Source organism: Ornithinicoccus hortensis, from assembly GCF_006716185.1.
GTDB lineage: Bacteria > Actinomycetota > Actinomycetes > Actinomycetales > Dermatophilaceae > Ornithinicoccus > Ornithinicoccus hortensis.
This window is the reverse complement of record NZ_VFOP01000001.1, coordinates 3,158,544-3,173,120: the sequence shown is the minus strand read 5'-3', so window position 1 is coordinate 3,173,120 and position 14,577 is coordinate 3,158,544. Positions and strand designations below refer to the sequence as shown.

12 protein-coding genes and 1 pseudogene are annotated in these 14,577 nt (G+C 70.2%); 6 read left to right on the top strand and 7 right to left on the bottom strand.

The genetic code is table 11. The annotated features are described in order from the left end of the window. Window positions 1-37 precede the first annotated feature (37 nt). Window positions 38-1,171 carry an aminotransferase class V-fold PLP-dependent enzyme gene (locus FB467_RS14875; RefSeq protein ID WP_141785794.1) on the top strand — a complete coding sequence of 378 codons (1,134 nt, stop codon included), beginning with the start codon at window positions 38-40 and terminating at the stop codon, window positions 1,169-1,171. Here FB467_RS14875 and FB467_RS14870 read toward each other — a convergent pair. Together FB467_RS14870 and FB467_RS14865 are read right to left on the bottom strand one after the other, a co-directional pair. Continuing rightward, entirely contained in the window at window positions 1,161-1,922 is a 762-nt protein-coding gene (locus FB467_RS14870; RefSeq protein ID WP_170230764.1) for an HAD family hydrolase, read from the bottom strand. The two genes, FB467_RS14875 and FB467_RS14870, sit on opposite strands and share 11 nt — an antisense overlap. Window positions 1,923-1,948: 26 nt before the next feature. Continuing rightward, window positions 1,949-3,382, bottom strand: coding sequence for an MFS transporter (locus FB467_RS14865; RefSeq protein ID WP_141785792.1), 1,434 nt, complete (start codon window positions 3,380-3,382; stop codon window positions 1,949-1,951). A 94-nt stretch (window positions 3,383-3,476) separates the two neighbouring features. Between FB467_RS14865 and FB467_RS14860 the strand changes: the two genes are divergently transcribed. Continuing rightward, complete coding sequence (locus tag FB467_RS14860; RefSeq protein WP_141785791.1) at window positions 3,477-6,455, top strand: AfsR/SARP family transcriptional regulator; 2,979 nt, start codon at window positions 3,477-3,479, stop codon at window positions 6,453-6,455. Between the two features lie 52 nt (window positions 6,456-6,507). Here the strand turns inward: FB467_RS14860 and FB467_RS14855 are convergent, their stop codons facing one another. After that, window positions 6,508-6,930 carry a PNPOx family protein gene (locus tag FB467_RS14855; RefSeq protein ID WP_141785790.1) on the bottom strand — a complete coding sequence of 141 codons (423 nt, stop codon included), beginning with the start codon at window positions 6,928-6,930 and terminating at the stop codon, window positions 6,508-6,510. A 69-nt stretch (window positions 6,931-6,999) separates the two neighbouring features. Between FB467_RS14855 and FB467_RS14850 the strand changes: the two genes are divergently transcribed. Both FB467_RS14850 and FB467_RS14845 read left to right on the top strand, forming a co-directional pair. Then, window positions 7,000-8,565, top strand: coding sequence for an AMP-binding protein (locus tag FB467_RS14850; protein WP_141785789.1), 1,566 nt, complete (start codon window positions 7,000-7,002; stop codon window positions 8,563-8,565). 40 nt (window positions 8,566-8,605) lie between these two features. Then, entirely contained in the window at window positions 8,606-9,598 is a 993-nt protein-coding gene (locus FB467_RS14845) for an LLM class flavin-dependent oxidoreductase (RefSeq protein ID WP_141785788.1), read from the top strand. A 101-nt stretch (window positions 9,599-9,699) separates the two neighbouring features. On the opposite strand, the gene FB467_RS14840 is transcribed toward FB467_RS14845, so the two are convergent. Further along, window positions 9,700-9,903, bottom strand: coding sequence for a hypothetical protein (locus FB467_RS14840; protein ID WP_141785787.1), 204 nt, complete (start codon window positions 9,901-9,903; stop codon window positions 9,700-9,702). A gap of 486 nt (window positions 9,904-10,389) precedes the next feature. Here FB467_RS14840 and uriH point away from each other — a divergent pair, with 486 nt between their 5' ends. Together uriH and FB467_RS14830 are read left to right on the top strand one after the other, a co-directional pair. After that, window positions 10,390-11,361, top strand: a complete 972-nt coding sequence (uriH, locus tag FB467_RS14835) for a uridine-preferring nucleoside hydrolase UriH (RefSeq protein ID WP_141785786.1) — start codon at window positions 10,390-10,392, stop codon at window positions 11,359-11,361. Between the two features lie 294 nt (window positions 11,362-11,655). After that, window positions 11,656-12,189 (top strand): C-terminal helicase domain-containing protein, encoded by a 534-nt coding sequence (locus FB467_RS14830; protein ID WP_141785785.1) that lies wholly within the window; start codon window positions 11,656-11,658, stop codon window positions 12,187-12,189. A 221-nt stretch (window positions 12,190-12,410) separates the two neighbouring features. Here FB467_RS14830 and FB467_RS19390 read toward each other — a convergent pair whose 3' ends face one another. The 3 genes and pseudogenes from FB467_RS19390 to FB467_RS14815 all read right to left on the bottom strand — a co-directional run bounded on the left by FB467_RS19390 (window position 12,411) and on the right by FB467_RS14815 (window position 14,519). Then, window positions 12,411-13,229 carry a cell wall-binding repeat-containing protein gene (locus FB467_RS19390; protein ID WP_153390203.1) on the bottom strand — a complete coding sequence of 273 codons (819 nt, stop codon included), beginning with the start codon at window positions 13,227-13,229 and terminating at the stop codon, window positions 12,411-12,413. A 188-nt stretch (window positions 13,230-13,417) separates the two neighbouring features. Then, window positions 13,418-13,753 (bottom strand): annotated as a pseudogene (locus tag FB467_RS19565) (glycoside hydrolase family 3 protein); the annotation flags it as partial. Window positions 13,754-13,871: 118 nt separating this feature from the next. Beyond that, the gene (locus tag FB467_RS14815; RefSeq protein ID WP_141785783.1) at window positions 13,872-14,519 is read right to left on the bottom strand and encodes an HhH-GDP family DNA glycosylase; all 648 of its coding nucleotides are present in this window, start codon (window positions 14,517-14,519) and stop codon (window positions 13,872-13,874) included. Window positions 14,520-14,577 lie beyond the last annotated feature (58 nt).

Here is a 14,577-nt window from a genome sequence, read left to right as displayed (position 1 = left end):
GTGGCGGGCGGACCGGGCGTGGGCGATAGCGTGAGGTATGCACCTTCCTCGCCCTGAGATCGACCCGGACGGGCTCCTGGAGTATTCCGTCGTCTTCACCGACCGCGCGCTCAACCACATGTCCCAGCGCTTCGTGGGGGTGATGCAGCAGCTCATCGACCTGCTGAAGACCACCTACCACGCGGACTCGGTGGCGATCGTGCCCGGTGGTGGGAGTTACGGCATGGAGGCCGTCGCGCGTCAGCTGGCGACCGGCCGGCGCTGCCTCATCGTGCGCAACGGGTTCTTCTCCTACCGCTGGTCGCAGATCCTGGAGATGGGCGCGATCACCGACGACACCACGGTGCTCACCGCCCGGCCCACGAGCGATAGCCACCCCTCGCCCTGGGCGCCGCCGCCGATCGAGGAGGTCACGGCCGCCATCGCCGAGCAGCGACCGGCCGTGGTGCTCGCCGCCCACGTGGAGACGGCCTCCGGCATCCTGCTGCCGGACGACTACGTGCGCGAGCTCGCCCGCGCCACCCACGAGGCCGGGGGACTGTTCGTGCTGGACTGCATCGCCTCCGGCGCCCTGTGGGTCGACATGAAGGACCTCGCCGTCGACGTCCTGATCACCGCCCCCCAGAAGGGGTGGAGCGGCTGGCCCGGCGCGGCATACGTGATGGTCAACGAGGCGGCGCGCGAGGCGATCAACCAGACCACCTCGACCAGCTTCTCCGCCGACCTGAAGAAGTGGTTGGGCATCGCCGAGGGGTATGCCGAGGGTCGCCACTCCTACCATGCGACCATGCCGACCGACGCCCTGGCGCACAACGTCGAGGTGATGCAGGAGGCCGTCGAGGCGGGACTGCCGGCCCTGCGGGAGGCCCAGGTCGACCTGGGGCAGAAGGTGCGGGCGCTGTTGGCCGACCGTGGGTTCGCCTCGGTGGCCGCCGACGGCTTCGCCTCGCCCACGGTGGTCGTGGTGCACACGGACGACCCCGGCTTCAAGAGCGGGGCGAAGTTCGTCCAGGTCGGCATCCAGGCCGCCGGTGGGGTGCCGCTGATGTGCGGCGAACCCGAGGACTTCTCCACCTTCCGGCTCGGACTCTTCGGGCTGGACAAGTGGGCCGACGTCGACGGCGCCGTGGAGCGTCTCGCCGAGGGGCTGGACCGGGCGCTCACGCCGTAACTGGGCGCCTGTCAGCGTGGGCGGCCACGGTGCGGAGCACCTGCGCCACGGCGTCTGAGACAGCCGGGACGCGCCGCACGTGGGGCAGCAGATCCAGGTCCCGCAGGCCGCCACCGACCAGGTATGCGGCGTCGGCCGCCCCGAGCAGACCGCGGTCGTTCGCGTCGTTGCCGAGGGCGACCAGGCGCTCACCACGGCGGCGCAGGTCGGCGACCGCGACCTCCTTGCCCACGCCGCGAGCCAGCACGTCGCCGTCGCCCGTTGCGTGCGGGAGGACGGTGAGGCCCGGCACGCCGACCACTGCAGCGTGTGCCGCCTCCGCCGAGGCGACGCTGAGCTTCAGGACCCCCTCGAGGCGGGGTGCCAGGCCTCGAGGGAGCAGGCGGCGGTGCCGGGTGCCCATCCAGGGAAGCGCCCGCGGTGTGCTGGCCACGAAGTGGTCGCCGTACTCCAGGCAGTAGCCCACGCCGAGGTGCTCCAGCCGGGAAACCACGGGGTGCAGGCCCCGCACCGGCAGGGGACTCGACGTCACCCTCCCCGCAGCAGGCACGACCAGCGCCCCGTTGCAGCAGACCAGGTCGATCTGGCTGACCCGCGGGCCGAACCAGCCGCGTATGCAGCGCGGAGAGCGTGCCGTGGCCAGGGCCACACGGACCCCGGGCATGGCCATCAGCGCGTCCCACGCCGCGAGGACGACCGGCTCCGGGCGGTCCCCGGCGAAGGTCAGCGTGCCGTCCAGGTCAGCGACCACCAACGTCTCGTCCCGCGCGCCCCGCATCACCCGTGCTCCGGCACGCCGACCTGGTCGGCTGAGCCTGGGTCGGATGACTGCGGGTCGGGTGACTGTGGATTCGTCGACCGCCCAGCGCGGAGGGCGAGGACCAGTCCGGCCAGGACCATGAGGGCGCAGACCACCATCGGCGCGGTGAGGCTGCCCGGTGCGTCCGGTTGCGGGACCAGGGCCAGGGCGGTGACCAGTGCCAGGCCGGCGCTGCCGCCCACATTCTGGGCCGTGGTCAGGACCGCCGCCGTGCTGCCCCGCAGGCTCTCCGGTGCCGCATTGACGGCCATGATCGAGGCGGCCGGGTAGGCCAGCGCCAGGCCGGCCCCCACACCGGCCATCGCCACCAGGACGTGGGGCACCGACGGATGGGTCGGGGAGAGCAGCGCCAGGGAGCCGGTGGCCGCGGTGATCAGGGCCAGACCGGTCAGCAGCGGCAGCACCGCCCCCGAGCGGTTCACCCACGCGGAGCCGTAGCGCGCCAGCAGGGCGAAGCAGGCCGGCTGCGGCAACACCAGCAGCCCCACGGTGAAGGCAGTCAGCCCGTGCCAGTCCTGCAACGCGAGCGTCAGGACGTAGATCGAGGCCAGCACCCCGGCGAACGCGCCCGCCAGGGCAGCCATCGCCCGGCGCACGTCCCGCACCAGGAGACGGTCGGGCACCGTCCGGCCCCGACGGACGACGACCGTGGCCAGCACCGTCAGAACCGCCAGGGTGCTGAGCGCCAGGGGAGCGGTCAGGTCGCGGAGCGCACCGAGCATCCAGGTGGCCCCGCCGATGAGGCCGAAGAGGGCGACGGTGCCCCACAGGTCGGGGCGGGAGGCGCTGTCGCCCCCTCGCCCGGTCGGGTTGGACGGCACCCGCCAGGTCAGCGCCGCGACCAGGAGCACGCACGGCAGCAGCACGGCAAAGCTGCTGCGCCAGCCGTAGTGGGTCACCAGGAATCCGGGCAGGACCAGGCCGGTCGAGAAACCCACCGCCCCCAGCGCGCCATAGAGCGCGACGAGGCGGTTCCGTTCCGCACCGGCTGGCAACGGAGCCGTGATGAGGGCGAGCGCGGCGGGTGCGGTCAGGGCCGCGCCGGCGCCCTGTGCCAGGCGGGCGCCGATGAGCACCTCGACCGTCGGGGCGAGCGTGCCCGCGAGGCTGCCCACCGCAAAGAGCCCCAGGCCGCAAAGGAAGACCTTGCGCCGGTCCAGCCAGTCGGCGAGCCGGCCCGCGGGGAGCAGCAGTGCTGCATACGCGATGAGGAAGGTCGTGGCGACCAGCTGCAATCCCACCGGACCCGGCGACAGGTCCGCCCGTACCGCCGCCACCTGGACGTTGATGCTCGAGGAGCTGAGTCCCTCGAGGAACATCACGAGGCACACGCCGTAGACCTGCCACCGGGTGAGGACACGTCGGTCAACCCCCGTGTTTGTGAATCCCATGACCCGAGGGTGGGTGTCCCCGCTTTCTTGTCGCTTTCAAACCCCTCGCTCGTCGCGGGCGGCAGGGCTATCGTCGACAGGCGGAAAGGGATTCATGGAGTTTCAGGTCCTGGGTCGGGTGGGCTACCGCTGCGGCAGCGAGTGGATGCACCCCCGCGGCGCCCTTCGGCAGCGGATGCTCGGGGTGCTGCTGGCCCGCGCTGGCCAGGTGGTGAGTTTCGACCTGCTCGCCGGAGCGATGTGGCCGGGGACCGCCGACGGCGGGGACGACCGGACCCAGTCCCGACTCCACCTGCACGCCCACCGGCTTCGCCGGGCGCTGGACCGGCCGGACCGGCTGGTCGTCGACCACCACGGGTACCTGCTCCGGGTCGAGCCCGATGAGTTGGATGCCGGCCGGTTCGAGCGGCTGGCCGGTCGCGCCCTCGCGACCGATCCCGGGGTGCCCCAACGCGCGGACCTGGCCCGGGAGGGGCTGGGCCAGTGGCCCGACCCGTGGAACGGTGCGGCCTATCCCGGACTGGACGTCCCGCTCCTGGCCGACGAGGCGGAACGGCTCGCCACCCTGCGGCTGGACCTGACGGAAGTGCTCTTTGATGCCGAGATCCGCCGTGGACGGCACCTCGACGTCCTGGCCGACCTCCAACGTGTCGCCACCGAACATCCCTTGCGGGAGCCGCTGCAGGTCCACCTGATGCGGGCGCTGCACCAGGCGGGGCGTCCCGCCGAGGCGTTGGCGGTCTATGCGCGGACCCGCGAGCAGCTGGTGGAGGAATTGGGGCTCGAGCCGTCCGAGGACCTGCGGCGGGTCCAGGACTTTGTGCTCAGCGGGCAGGGTCCGGTGACCCCCGGCGGGGCGTCGACGGTTCCTTTGGGTGGGCCGGACCAGGCGGGCCGGCACCCCGAGGGGATCCGGCCGGCGCCCGCCCAACTCCCGCCTTCGGTGCCGCTGGTGGGTCGCGAGGTGGCACTCGCCGACCTCGACCGGGCGCTGGCGCCCGGCCGGGCCCGCCACGCCGTGATCACCGGCCTGCCGGGCGTCGGCAAGAGCGCGCTAGCCGTCGCCTGGGCGACCGCGCACCGCTGGGACTTCCCGGACGGGCAGCTCTTCGTCGACCTCCAGGGTTACGGGCCTGCGCCGGCGGCGTCGGTGGACGCCGTGTTGGACCGGTTCATCCGGGGCCTCGGGGGATCGGTGATCGGTCTGCAGGACACCGAGGAACGGATCACGACCTACCGCAGCTACGTCGCCGGGCGCCGGGTCCTCGTCCTCCTGGACAATGCGCGTGACGCCGAGCAGGTGCGCCCGCTCCTACCGCCGGAGTCGGGATGCCTCAGCCTCGTCACGAGCCGGGACCACCTGGGTGGGGTGCTCGCCCGGGAGAATGCTCACCACCTGGCGTTGCGTCCGCTCCAGCCCGACGACGGCGTCACCCTGCTCCGGTCCCTGTCGGGCGATCCCGAGGCCGCTGATCGGGATGCGCTGCGACGGGTGGCGGACCGGTGCGCCGGTCTGCCGGTGGCGCTGCGGGTTGCCGCACTGCGGCTCCGGCAGGACACCGTGCCCACCGGTCTCGATCCGGCCACCCGGGCTGGCGGCTCCGGAGACGTCCTGGACTGGCTCGACCTCGGCGACCCGATGGCCAGTGCCCGGACCGTCTTCTCGTGGTCCGTGGAAGCACTCGGTCCTCGGGAGCTACACCTGTTCACCGCCCTGGGGGTCACCCGCGGTGACCGCGTCGACGTCGGTGGGCTGGCCGCGCTGACCGACACCGACGTGGGCACCACCAGGGCAGCAGTCGAAGGTCTGGTCCGTGCCAACCTGGCGCAGCTGCACGATGGGTGGGTGGACCAGCACGACCTGCTGGCGGTGTATGCCCGGGAGCGGGCGGAGGACGTGGGCCCGGCGGAGCGGGAGCAGATGCAGCACCGGTTGCTGGCCTACTACCTGGCCCAGGTCGAGGCCGTCGATGCTCTCGGCGGTAGCGACCGGGAGCAGTCGCGGTTCCAGAGCGTGCGTGAGGCCAATCAGTGGCTGGACAGCGCCGCCGAGCCGCTGGTGGCCGAGGTCGAACAGGCACCGCCCTCCGCGGACGAGGAGGTCACCGGCCTGTCGCACATCCTCGGCGGCAACGCTCTCACCGGCCGGGGCCGGCCCGACCTCGCGCAGCGGCTGCACCGCAGCGCTGTGCTCGTCGCCGAGCGACGTGGTGACCTCGGCGCCGCGGCCACCGCCATGCAGTCGCTGGCCCGGATCACCGGCAAGCTGGGTGACCACGAGGAAGCGGTGGAGCAGTGGGAGCGGGCGCGCTCGCTGGCCCTCGCCTCCGGCGATCCGGCCCGCCTCGCCGTCGTCCACAACAACTACACCAACCTGCTCATGTTTCGTGGCCAGTTCCTGCGTTCGTGGGGCCACCTGGCGGTCGCTCGCCGCCGCTGCGAGGATGCCGGCGATGCCGCACGAGGGCGGACGATCCGCAGCAATGTCGGCCTCATCCTGCTGCTCCTCGAGCGATACCAGCAGGCCGAAGCCGTGCTCCGCGAGCTTCTCGCCGAATCCGGCTCTCCGGACTCCCGGGCCTTCTCGCTGCGCAACCTGGTCATGCTGGAACTGCGCCGGGGGCGTCTGGAGGAGGCGGAGCCGCTGCTCCTCGAGGCGATCACCCTCGCGGAGCAACGTTCGAACCATGTGCTGCGTAGTGAGCTGGGCGGGCTGCTCGGGCAGCTGAGATTCCGTCAGGGGGACGCCGAGGCGGCCCACGAACTGCTGCTGCAATCGCTCGAGGAGGCGATCGAGCAACGGGAGCAAGCCGACAGGGTGGTGTGTCTGATCGGCCTGGCCCGGGTCGAGGGTGCTGCCGACCCCAGTCAAGCCCTGGCCAGGGCCGAGGAGGGTCTCGCCCGCGCCCGTCGGGAGGGGCTGCGTGAGCTGGAGTTCCGCGCGATGCTCGTCATGTCCGACATCTTCGACCAGGTGGGTCAGGAGGACCGTGCCGCCGGTGTGCGGGAGCTCGCCGGCAGCATCCGGCAGGACTGCGGCCTCCCGGCCGAGCAGGCGCACGAGGCCTGGTAGGCCCCGCGACAGCGACTCCACGCCCGCGGCGGGGGAGCGCGAGGCAACGTGGCTAGTCGGCCGCGGACCAGCCGCTGACGCCCACGAGGTCAAAGACCAGCACGCGGGCGAACGGCTTGGCCCGGTACTGGGGGTAGCGCGCTGCGAGGAACTCCGCCAGCGTCGACTCGGTGTCGGCGCTGGCGGCGGGCGCCCAGAGCAGTTGTGCCCTGACCCACCACAACCGCGACCAGTCCTGTGCGTCCCAGTGCTGGATGAGCAGGCTCGCCCGCGGGTCCGCCTGCAGGTTCTTCTCGCGCTTCAACCGTGTGGAGGCCTTGGGTTTCACCAAGTCGACGGGTATGCCGAGAAGGTCCCCGGACACCGCGAAGACGACGGGCACGGCGTCCACCCCACGCTCGGGATGCACCGTGCTGAGCACCCCGTGATCGTGGGTCTCCAGCCGCTCTCGGCCCTGGCGCGCGGTCAATCGCATTCCACTACGATGCCGTCATGCCGGGGATCCTGCACCCCAGCAGCGACACCAAAGAAGGTGGACGGTCGGATGAATCTGTCGACGTGGCTGGACCGGCACGCCCTGCAGCGTCCAGACGCGCCAGCCATCGCTGAGGGCGAGCGCGTCCACGCGACCTGGCGGCAGTGGGCAGAGCGGTCGGCCGCCCTCACCGGCGGACTCCGGGAGACCCTGGGCCTGGCCACCGGGGACCGGGTCGCCATCGTGATGCGCAACCGGCCGGAGTATCTCGAGGCACAGTTCGCGGTCTGGCAGGCCGGGCTGGTGGCGGTGCCGGTCAACGCCCGGCTGCACCGCGACGAGATCGCCTACGTCCTCGGGCACAGCGGCACCGCGGCGGTCGTGACCGATGAGGAGCACGCCGAGGACGTGAGTTCCCTTGTGGGCACGATCCCCTCGCTGCGGACGGTCGTGGTGGCGCCGGGGCCGGACTGGGAGCGGCTGCTCTCGGCGCACCCGCACCCGCGGGTCGACCGCCACCCGGAAGATGCAGCCTGGCTGTTCTACACCAGCGGCACGACGGGACGCCCGAAGGGTGCGACCCTCACCTTCCGCAACCTGCTGATGGCTTCCCTGAGCTACTACGCGGATCTCGACCCCATCTCCGCCCAGGACTGCGTCCTGCAGGCCGCTCCTCTGTCGCACGGGTCGGGGATCTACGGCTTGCCGCACATCGGGCGGGGAGCGACCAGTGTGCTGCCGGAGTCCGGAGGGGTGGACGGCGCCGAGATCGCGGGCCTGCTGGACCACTGGTCCGGGATGACCTTCTTCGCCGCGCCCACGATGATCCGGCGGCTGGCCAATGACCCGGACCTGGTGGGCGCCAACCTGGCCAACCTCAAGGCGATCATCTACGGCGGCGCCCCGATGTACCTGGCCGACCTGCAGCACGCCCTGCAGACCCTTGGTCCTCGCTTCGCCCAGATCTACGGCCAGGGCGAGACGCCGATGACGATCACCGCCCTGTCCAAGGCCGAGCACGCCGAGTCCGACCACCCGCGCCACGAGCACCGCCTGCAGAGCGTCGGGGTGCCGCGCACCGACGTCGAGGTGCGCGTCGTCGACGAGGACGACCAGGACCTGCCCGCCGGTGAGATCGGTGAGGTCCTCGTGCGCGGCGACGTGGTGATGCCGGGCTACTGGGACGACCCGGAAGCGACGGCCGAGACCCTGCGCGGCGGCTGGCTGCATACGGGAGATGTCGGCGCCTTCGACGAGGACGGCTACCTGACCCTGCACGACCGGTCCAAGGACCTGATCATCAGCGGCGGGATGAACATCTATCCCCGCGAGGTCGAGGAAGCCCTCCTGCACCACCCTGCGGTGGGAGCGGTGGCCGTCACGGGTCGACCGGACCCCGAGTGGGGCGAGGCCGTGGTGGCCTTCGTGGTGACCGCCGAGGGTGCTGACCGGCCCGACACCGACGAGCTCGCGGCGTCGTGCCTGGAGCGCATCGCCCGCTACAAGCGGCCCAAGGAGTTCCGTTTCGTGGACTCCCTGCCCACCAACAACTACGGCAAGATCGTCAAGCGTGAGCTGCGCGACCAGCTGAGGGCCGAGGCCGAGGGGGCGGCCCAGCACGAGCCCACCCAGTAGCACCCCCGTCCCCACACCCAACCCCCGAAAGAAGAGTGCCATGAAGCTCGCTCTCTACCTGCCCAACTTCCGCGACAAGGTCACCGTCCAGGAGCTCGAGGAGTTGACCGCCCTCGCTGAGGAGCTCGACTTCGACTCGGTCTGGACCCTCGACCGCATCGTCGTGCCCGAGGCGTCCGACAGGGGTGAGCTGCAGTATGCCTTCGGCATGATGGAGGGCTTCCCCACGCAGCTGCCGGTGTCCGCGCGCGGCGAGTGGCTGCAGGGCTTCCCGCTCCTGCCCTGGCTCGCCGCCAAGACCTCGAAGTTGCGGATCGGTATGAGCATCACCGACACCCCCTACCGGGCACCTGGGGTCCTGGCCACGGAGCTGGCCACGATCGACCAGCTCTCCGGTGGACGGCTCAACGTCGGTGTCGGATCCGGCTGGATGCCGGAGGAGTTTGCGGCCGCCAGCGCCACCCACCTGTTCCCCCGACGTCACGCACACGTGCGCGAGACCCTGGAGATCATGCAGGGCATCTGGACCAACGACGTCTTCGAGTACCACGGTGAGTTCGCCGACTTCGACCCCTGCGGCTTCGGCGCCAAGCCGGTCCAGAAGCCCTACCCGCCGATCTTCTTCAGTGGGCTCAAGGACCCGGCGCGCTCGGCCAAGCGGGTCGCGAAGTACAACCTGTCCGGGTGGATCGGCATCCAGGACTCGCCCGAGGCGATGGGAACCTGGCGCACGGCCATCGCCGAGGAGCTGGACAAGCTCGACACCGACCGCACGGTCGACGACCTGGAGATGTCCAGCATGATCTGGTTCGTCATCACCGACGAGGACGTCGACCAGTCCGACCAGGGCAAGCTCAGCAACCTGCTGGTGGGCAGCGCCGGTCAGATCACCGACCAGCTCAAGCGCTACAAGGAGGCCGGGATGACGCTGCCGATGCTCTGGCCGCCGTTCGCCGACGTGCCCGTCTCCAAGACGATGGACGACCTCAAGCAGCTGAAGAACGAGATCATGCCGAAGGTCGAGGACATGTGATCCTGCCTCAGCACCAGCGCAACGGGTGCCTCGCGTTACCGGCGCACCTTCCGCTCCGCCGTATGCCGGCAAGGTCCCGCGTGGATGGTGGGACCTGGCGGTCAGCAGGCGTGGTCGCCGAGTGTGCTCGTCTCGTGGACCAGCCACCCGCCCCTGTGCCACACAACGGTGACGGTCTCCTCCAGGCGTGGCATCCGGTCGGGGCGCACTACTGACTTGCCGCTCTCGTCCAGCACGTCGACCTCGGAGACGTCGGTGCAGATGAGCACCGCGAACTCTTCGTTGTCGACCTGTTCGGACGACAACAACTCGTGAGTGGTCTCGCCACGACCTCGTGCGACGAGTCGGCGTACGTGTCCTCCAGCAGCGATCGCTCCATGCCGAAGGAGGTCGTGAGCCCCCGCACGGCATCGAGGTCGGTGTGTCCTCGCCGGAAGTCGTCCAGTCGCTGGAGGTAGGTCATCGCGGCCTGTTCCGCGGCTTGCTGCTGATCGCCGGGCGACCCGGTGGGGAGGCTCGCCGGGGGTTCGGTGCGGCTCGTCGTGCGGGCGGCGTCATCCTGCGTGGAGGCGATCGGCGCCTCGGAACGGGTGACTGACGCACCTGGGGTGTCGTCAGCCGACCTGGTCGCCTCAGCGGAGCATGCGGCGACGGTGAGCAGGCCGAAGCAGCCGACCACGACGGCGCACCGTGGCATCGATGACCACATGTCCCCTCCTCGCGTGCCCTACCGCCTCATGACACTACACGCCGGCAGCTGAGAGAGTTGCTGGCATGGAAACGGGATCAGGGTGACCGGAGCCGTCGAGGGACCACGCCGGATCGTGCTGGACTGCGACCCGGGGCACGACGACGCCGTCGCCATCATCCTCGCCCTCGGCGACCCCGCGATCGAGCTGCTCGGGATCACCACCGTGGGCGGCAACCAGACCGTGGACAAGGTCACCCGCAATGCCCAGAGCGTGCTGGTCATGTGTGGTCGGGAGGACGTGCCGGTCCACGCAGGTGCGAGCCGTCCGTTGCTGCGTGCCGTCGAGGTGGCGGAGGACATCCACGGCGAGTCCGGCCTGGACGGTGTCGACCTGCCCGAGCCCACGGTCCCCGTTGCGCCGGGACACGGGGTCCAGTTCATCATCGACACGGTGCTGGCTGCCGAGCCCGGGACCGTCACCCTGGTGGCGACCGGGCCGCTGACCAACCTGGCGCTCGCCGCCCGGCTCGAGCCGCGGATCGTCGAGCGCGTCCGGGAGGTCGTCATCATGGGCGGCGGCTACCACGAGGGCAACTGGACCGCTGTCGCAGAGTTCAACATCTGGGTCGACCCGGAGGCCGCGGCCATCGTCGTGGACGAGGCGTGGCCGCTGACCATGGTGGGGCTCGACCTGACCCACCAGGCACTCGCGACGGCCGAGGTCGAGGACCGCATCGCGGCACTGGACACCGACCTGAGCCGGTTCTTCGTTGGGCTGATGGCCTTCTTCCGCCAGACCTACCGCGAGCACCAGGGCTTCCCCGATCCACCGGTGCACGACGCCTGCGCCGTGGCCTACCTGATCGATCCGGACGTCGTCGCCACCCGGCCCGCGCCGCTGGCGGTCGAACTGCGCGGCGAACACACGACCGGGATGACCGTGGCCGACTTCCGGCGGCCGGCGCCGGGCGACTGCCGGCACAGGGTGGCGACCAAACTGGACCACGCCCGGTTCTGGGAGTTGGTCACCCGGGCCATCGGCCGGCTCTCCGGTGGTGGAGGCGAGGGCTGAGCAGCGGCTTGCCGCCCCGCGGCTCGGCACTGCGCCGAGTGGACGCGCTGTTGCCGGAAATCTGGCTCCTGACGGCAACAACTCGTACGCTCGGCGCCGACACGGAGTCCACGCCGACCGTCCCGGAGACTTCGGAGACCGAGCGGACCGTCCCGTCGCGCGCCCCTGGAGCACGATAACCGCACGTCGCTGGGTAGGTTGAGCCCATGGCATACGATGCCGTCGCCGAGAGCCTCCGGCTCATCGAGACCCGAGAGATCCCGCTGGTGAAGCGACTGAGTCGACGCCGGCGACATGCCGCGATGGCGGTGGACGTGGCCGATCGTATTCTCGTACTTCCGCGAAGTTGTCAGTCAAGTTGCTGTACTCTTGCCTGGCCAAGTGTTCGGGCCGCTAACCGGGTCAGTGCCGGCGAAGGAACGCCAGATGCTGATCGACCGGTTCTCGGCCGCAGGCCACGGGGCTGTTTTGGTCGCTCAGGTCACCGCAGGCGGAGTGGGCTTGAATATCCAGTCTGCGTCAGTCGTGGTCATTTGCGAGCCGCAGCTCAAGCCGACGATGGAGGCGCAGGCTATTGCTCGAGCGCATCGAATGGGACAAACTCGCAATGTCCAAGTGCATCGACTGCTAACTGAAAATAGTGTCGACGAACGCATCCGCGACATCCTCGTTGAGAAGAAGCAGCTCTTCGAAAAGTTCGCCAGAGAAAGTGTGATTGCCAAGCATGCGCCAGATGCCGTCGACGTCACGGATGCCGAACTAGCGCGACTAGTGGTGGCGGCGGAACGCGAGCGGCTGTTCGGTCTGTCGGAGACCGCCTCGGGCTGAACCAGTCGACGCATTAGCCAGTTGGCACTGCTGATGCCGGAGGTCTTCGCGCCCGACCTCGTCTTCTTGTCTGACTCGTGCTTTGACTTGCCCGGCGCCACTGCGGGACGGAGTGGAGGAGATGCGCACACCAGGCGGCCCCCACCGACGGTGTGTCGGTGGGGCCGCCTGGTGTTGTGGTGCTGTGGTGCCCGGCCGGGTGGTGCCCGGCCGGGCCTACCTCACCGGGTTAGTCGGTGGAGGTGATGTCCAGCAGTTCTTGCAGGGCGGCCTCGACGTCGGCATCGACAGCGCTGGTGCCTCCGAAGATGGTGATGCCCTGGGGGGACAGACGCAGGATCTCGGCCGCGGTCGCGGACGGGAGGTGGTCTGCCTTGGACAGCAGCAGCGGCGCGTCCTGGGAACCGGTCAGGGGAGGACCCGGCCAGCGCGTCGGGGAAGCTGGTCCCCGAGGCGATGTAGAGGATGTCACCATCTGTTGCGTAGTCGGCCGTCAGCGCGACGGCCGTCTCATACCGGTCGGTGCCGGCGACCCGGACGGTCGGGGCCAACGCGTTCAGCTGCGCCAGGACGGCGTCGCTGACCGCGCCGGTGCCACCGACCAGAACGATGTTGGCCGGGGCCAGCTCGGTGATCACCGCTGCCGTCGCCGAGGGCAGGGTGTCGGTCTTGGTCAGCACGACCGGGGAGGTCTGCGACCCGGCCACGGAGGCCGCGGTCAGGGCGTCAGCCAGGGCCAGGCCCCCGCTGATGTCACCCTGCCCGGTCGCCACGTAGATCGTGTCGACCTCGCCGTACTCGGCGGCGATCAGGGCCGCGGTCTCATACCGGTTCGCGCCGGCGATGCGACGCACGTCCGCGGACTCACCCAGGGTGTCCTCGACCCCGGTCGAGACCGAGTTGGTGCCACCGATCACGATGATCTCGGACGGTGCCAGCGCCGCGAGGGCGGCCGCCGTGGTCGAGGGGATCGCGTCGGCCTTGACCAACAGGATCGGTGCCGGGTCACCCTCAGGGGTGACATCGGGGATGAACTCCAACGCGCCCTTGGCGCCAGCAGCACCCGCGGCCAGGGCGTCAGCACCCTCAGCGGCCTCGGTGCCGTTAGCGACATAGACGGTGTCCACACCGTCAGGGAACTCCGCCGCGATCTCAGCTGCCGTGGCATACCGCTCCGCCCGTAGATCCGCTGCACCTGGGCGGTCTCGTCCTGGTCATAGGTCAGGCCGAAGCCGAACGGGAAGAGCGCACCGTCGTCGGTCTCGTCATAGCCGGGCAGGTCACTGGCCTGCTGCTCGATGGCCTCACGCGTCCCGGCGAGGGCGAACGGCATACGACCCTGCGGGGACACCTCACCGGACAGGACGTCCAGCAGGGCGGTGTCACTGGTGCCGAAGTCGGCAACGATCGCACCGGAATCGCGCAGCCCGCTCTCCTCATCCAGCACGAACGGCTGGCGGAAGTAGACGTTGAGCACGACCTTGCCAGGGTCACCGATCTCCGCGGTGGCCTGCTGGACGGTGGTCAGCGCCGGGCTGACCTGCCAGGAGTCGGCCGACCCCATCGAGGTGAAGTCCAGGTCGCTCGTCTCCCACGGGAAGGACCCGCCGAAGCGCAGAACGTTGTCCGTGCAGGCGGTGGCGCCGTAGGACACGCACGCGTCAGCCACGCCATACGGACTCTCAGTCGCGCTGACGGCCACGAGCGGTGAGCCAGATCTGGTGATCTAGCCTGGTCAGGAGCGGGCCAGACGCATCGGGTGCGTCGGCCATGCGACCGGCTACCTCGCGAACGAGGGCTCCGGCCTCGTCGGACGAGACAGGCCGGCCAATCTGCTCCGCGACCCACCTGGTCACCCAGGTGTCGGCCTTCACGCCAGGCTTGCCAAGCAGCATCGTGAAGTACTCCCAGGTCACCTTGCCCAGCCCGCGGACACGCGTATACGCGCCTTTGTGGCTCTCAGGCTGGAGGTCATCGGCACCTCGGACCCCCGCCGCTGACAGGTTAGATGCAGCCTCGACGATCGCTTCTGCCTTGGTGCGACCGGATGTCTCCTGTCGTCCGATGATCGTTGCCAGATGCTCGGGGTCGTGGGCTGCCAGCCGGGTGAGGTCATCGAGCGGCCCGCCACCGACGCTCTCACGGTAGCGTGCTGTTGCCCCTCGGACACCCGTGTCTCGTGTTCGGTACCTGGCGCGGATGGAGCGCACAGCGTCCAGAAGGGCGATTTCAATCTCACCCGGGTAGCCTCCAGGCCAACGTGACCAGGGCTGGGGCAGCTTCTCCTTGATGCCCTTCTCAAGGGCGTCGGCGTCACTGCTCGTGGCCACGGGGATGCTCCTTGCGGGGCGGTTGGTCCGTGTGGTCAGAACCGTACCGCCAGTGAGC

Bases quoted from the DNA above. Each gene is read 5' to 3' on its own strand.
- FB467_RS14875 (WP_141785794.1), top strand. From the start codon at position 38: ATGCACCTTCCTCGCCCTGAGATCGACCCGGACGGGCTCCTGGAGTAT.
- FB467_RS14865 (WP_141785792.1), bottom strand. From the start codon at position 3,382: ATGGGATTCACAAACACGGGGGTTGACCGACGTGTCCTCACCCGGTGG.
- FB467_RS14860 (WP_141785791.1), top strand. From the start codon at position 3,477: ATGGAGTTTCAGGTCCTGGGTCGGGTGGGCTACCGCTGCGGCAGCGAG.
- FB467_RS14855 (WP_141785790.1), bottom strand. From the start codon at position 6,930: ATGCGATTGACCGCGCGCCAGGGCCGAGAGCGGCTGGAGACCCACGAT.
- FB467_RS14850 (WP_141785789.1), top strand. From the start codon at position 7,000: ATGAATCTGTCGACGTGGCTGGACCGGCACGCCCTGCAGCGTCCAGAC.
- FB467_RS14845 (WP_141785788.1), top strand. From the start codon at position 8,606: ATGAAGCTCGCTCTCTACCTGCCCAACTTCCGCGACAAGGTCACCGTC.
- FB467_RS14830 (WP_141785785.1), top strand. From the start codon at position 11,656: ATGCCGCGATGGCGGTGGACGTGGCCGATCGTATTCTCGTACTTCCGC.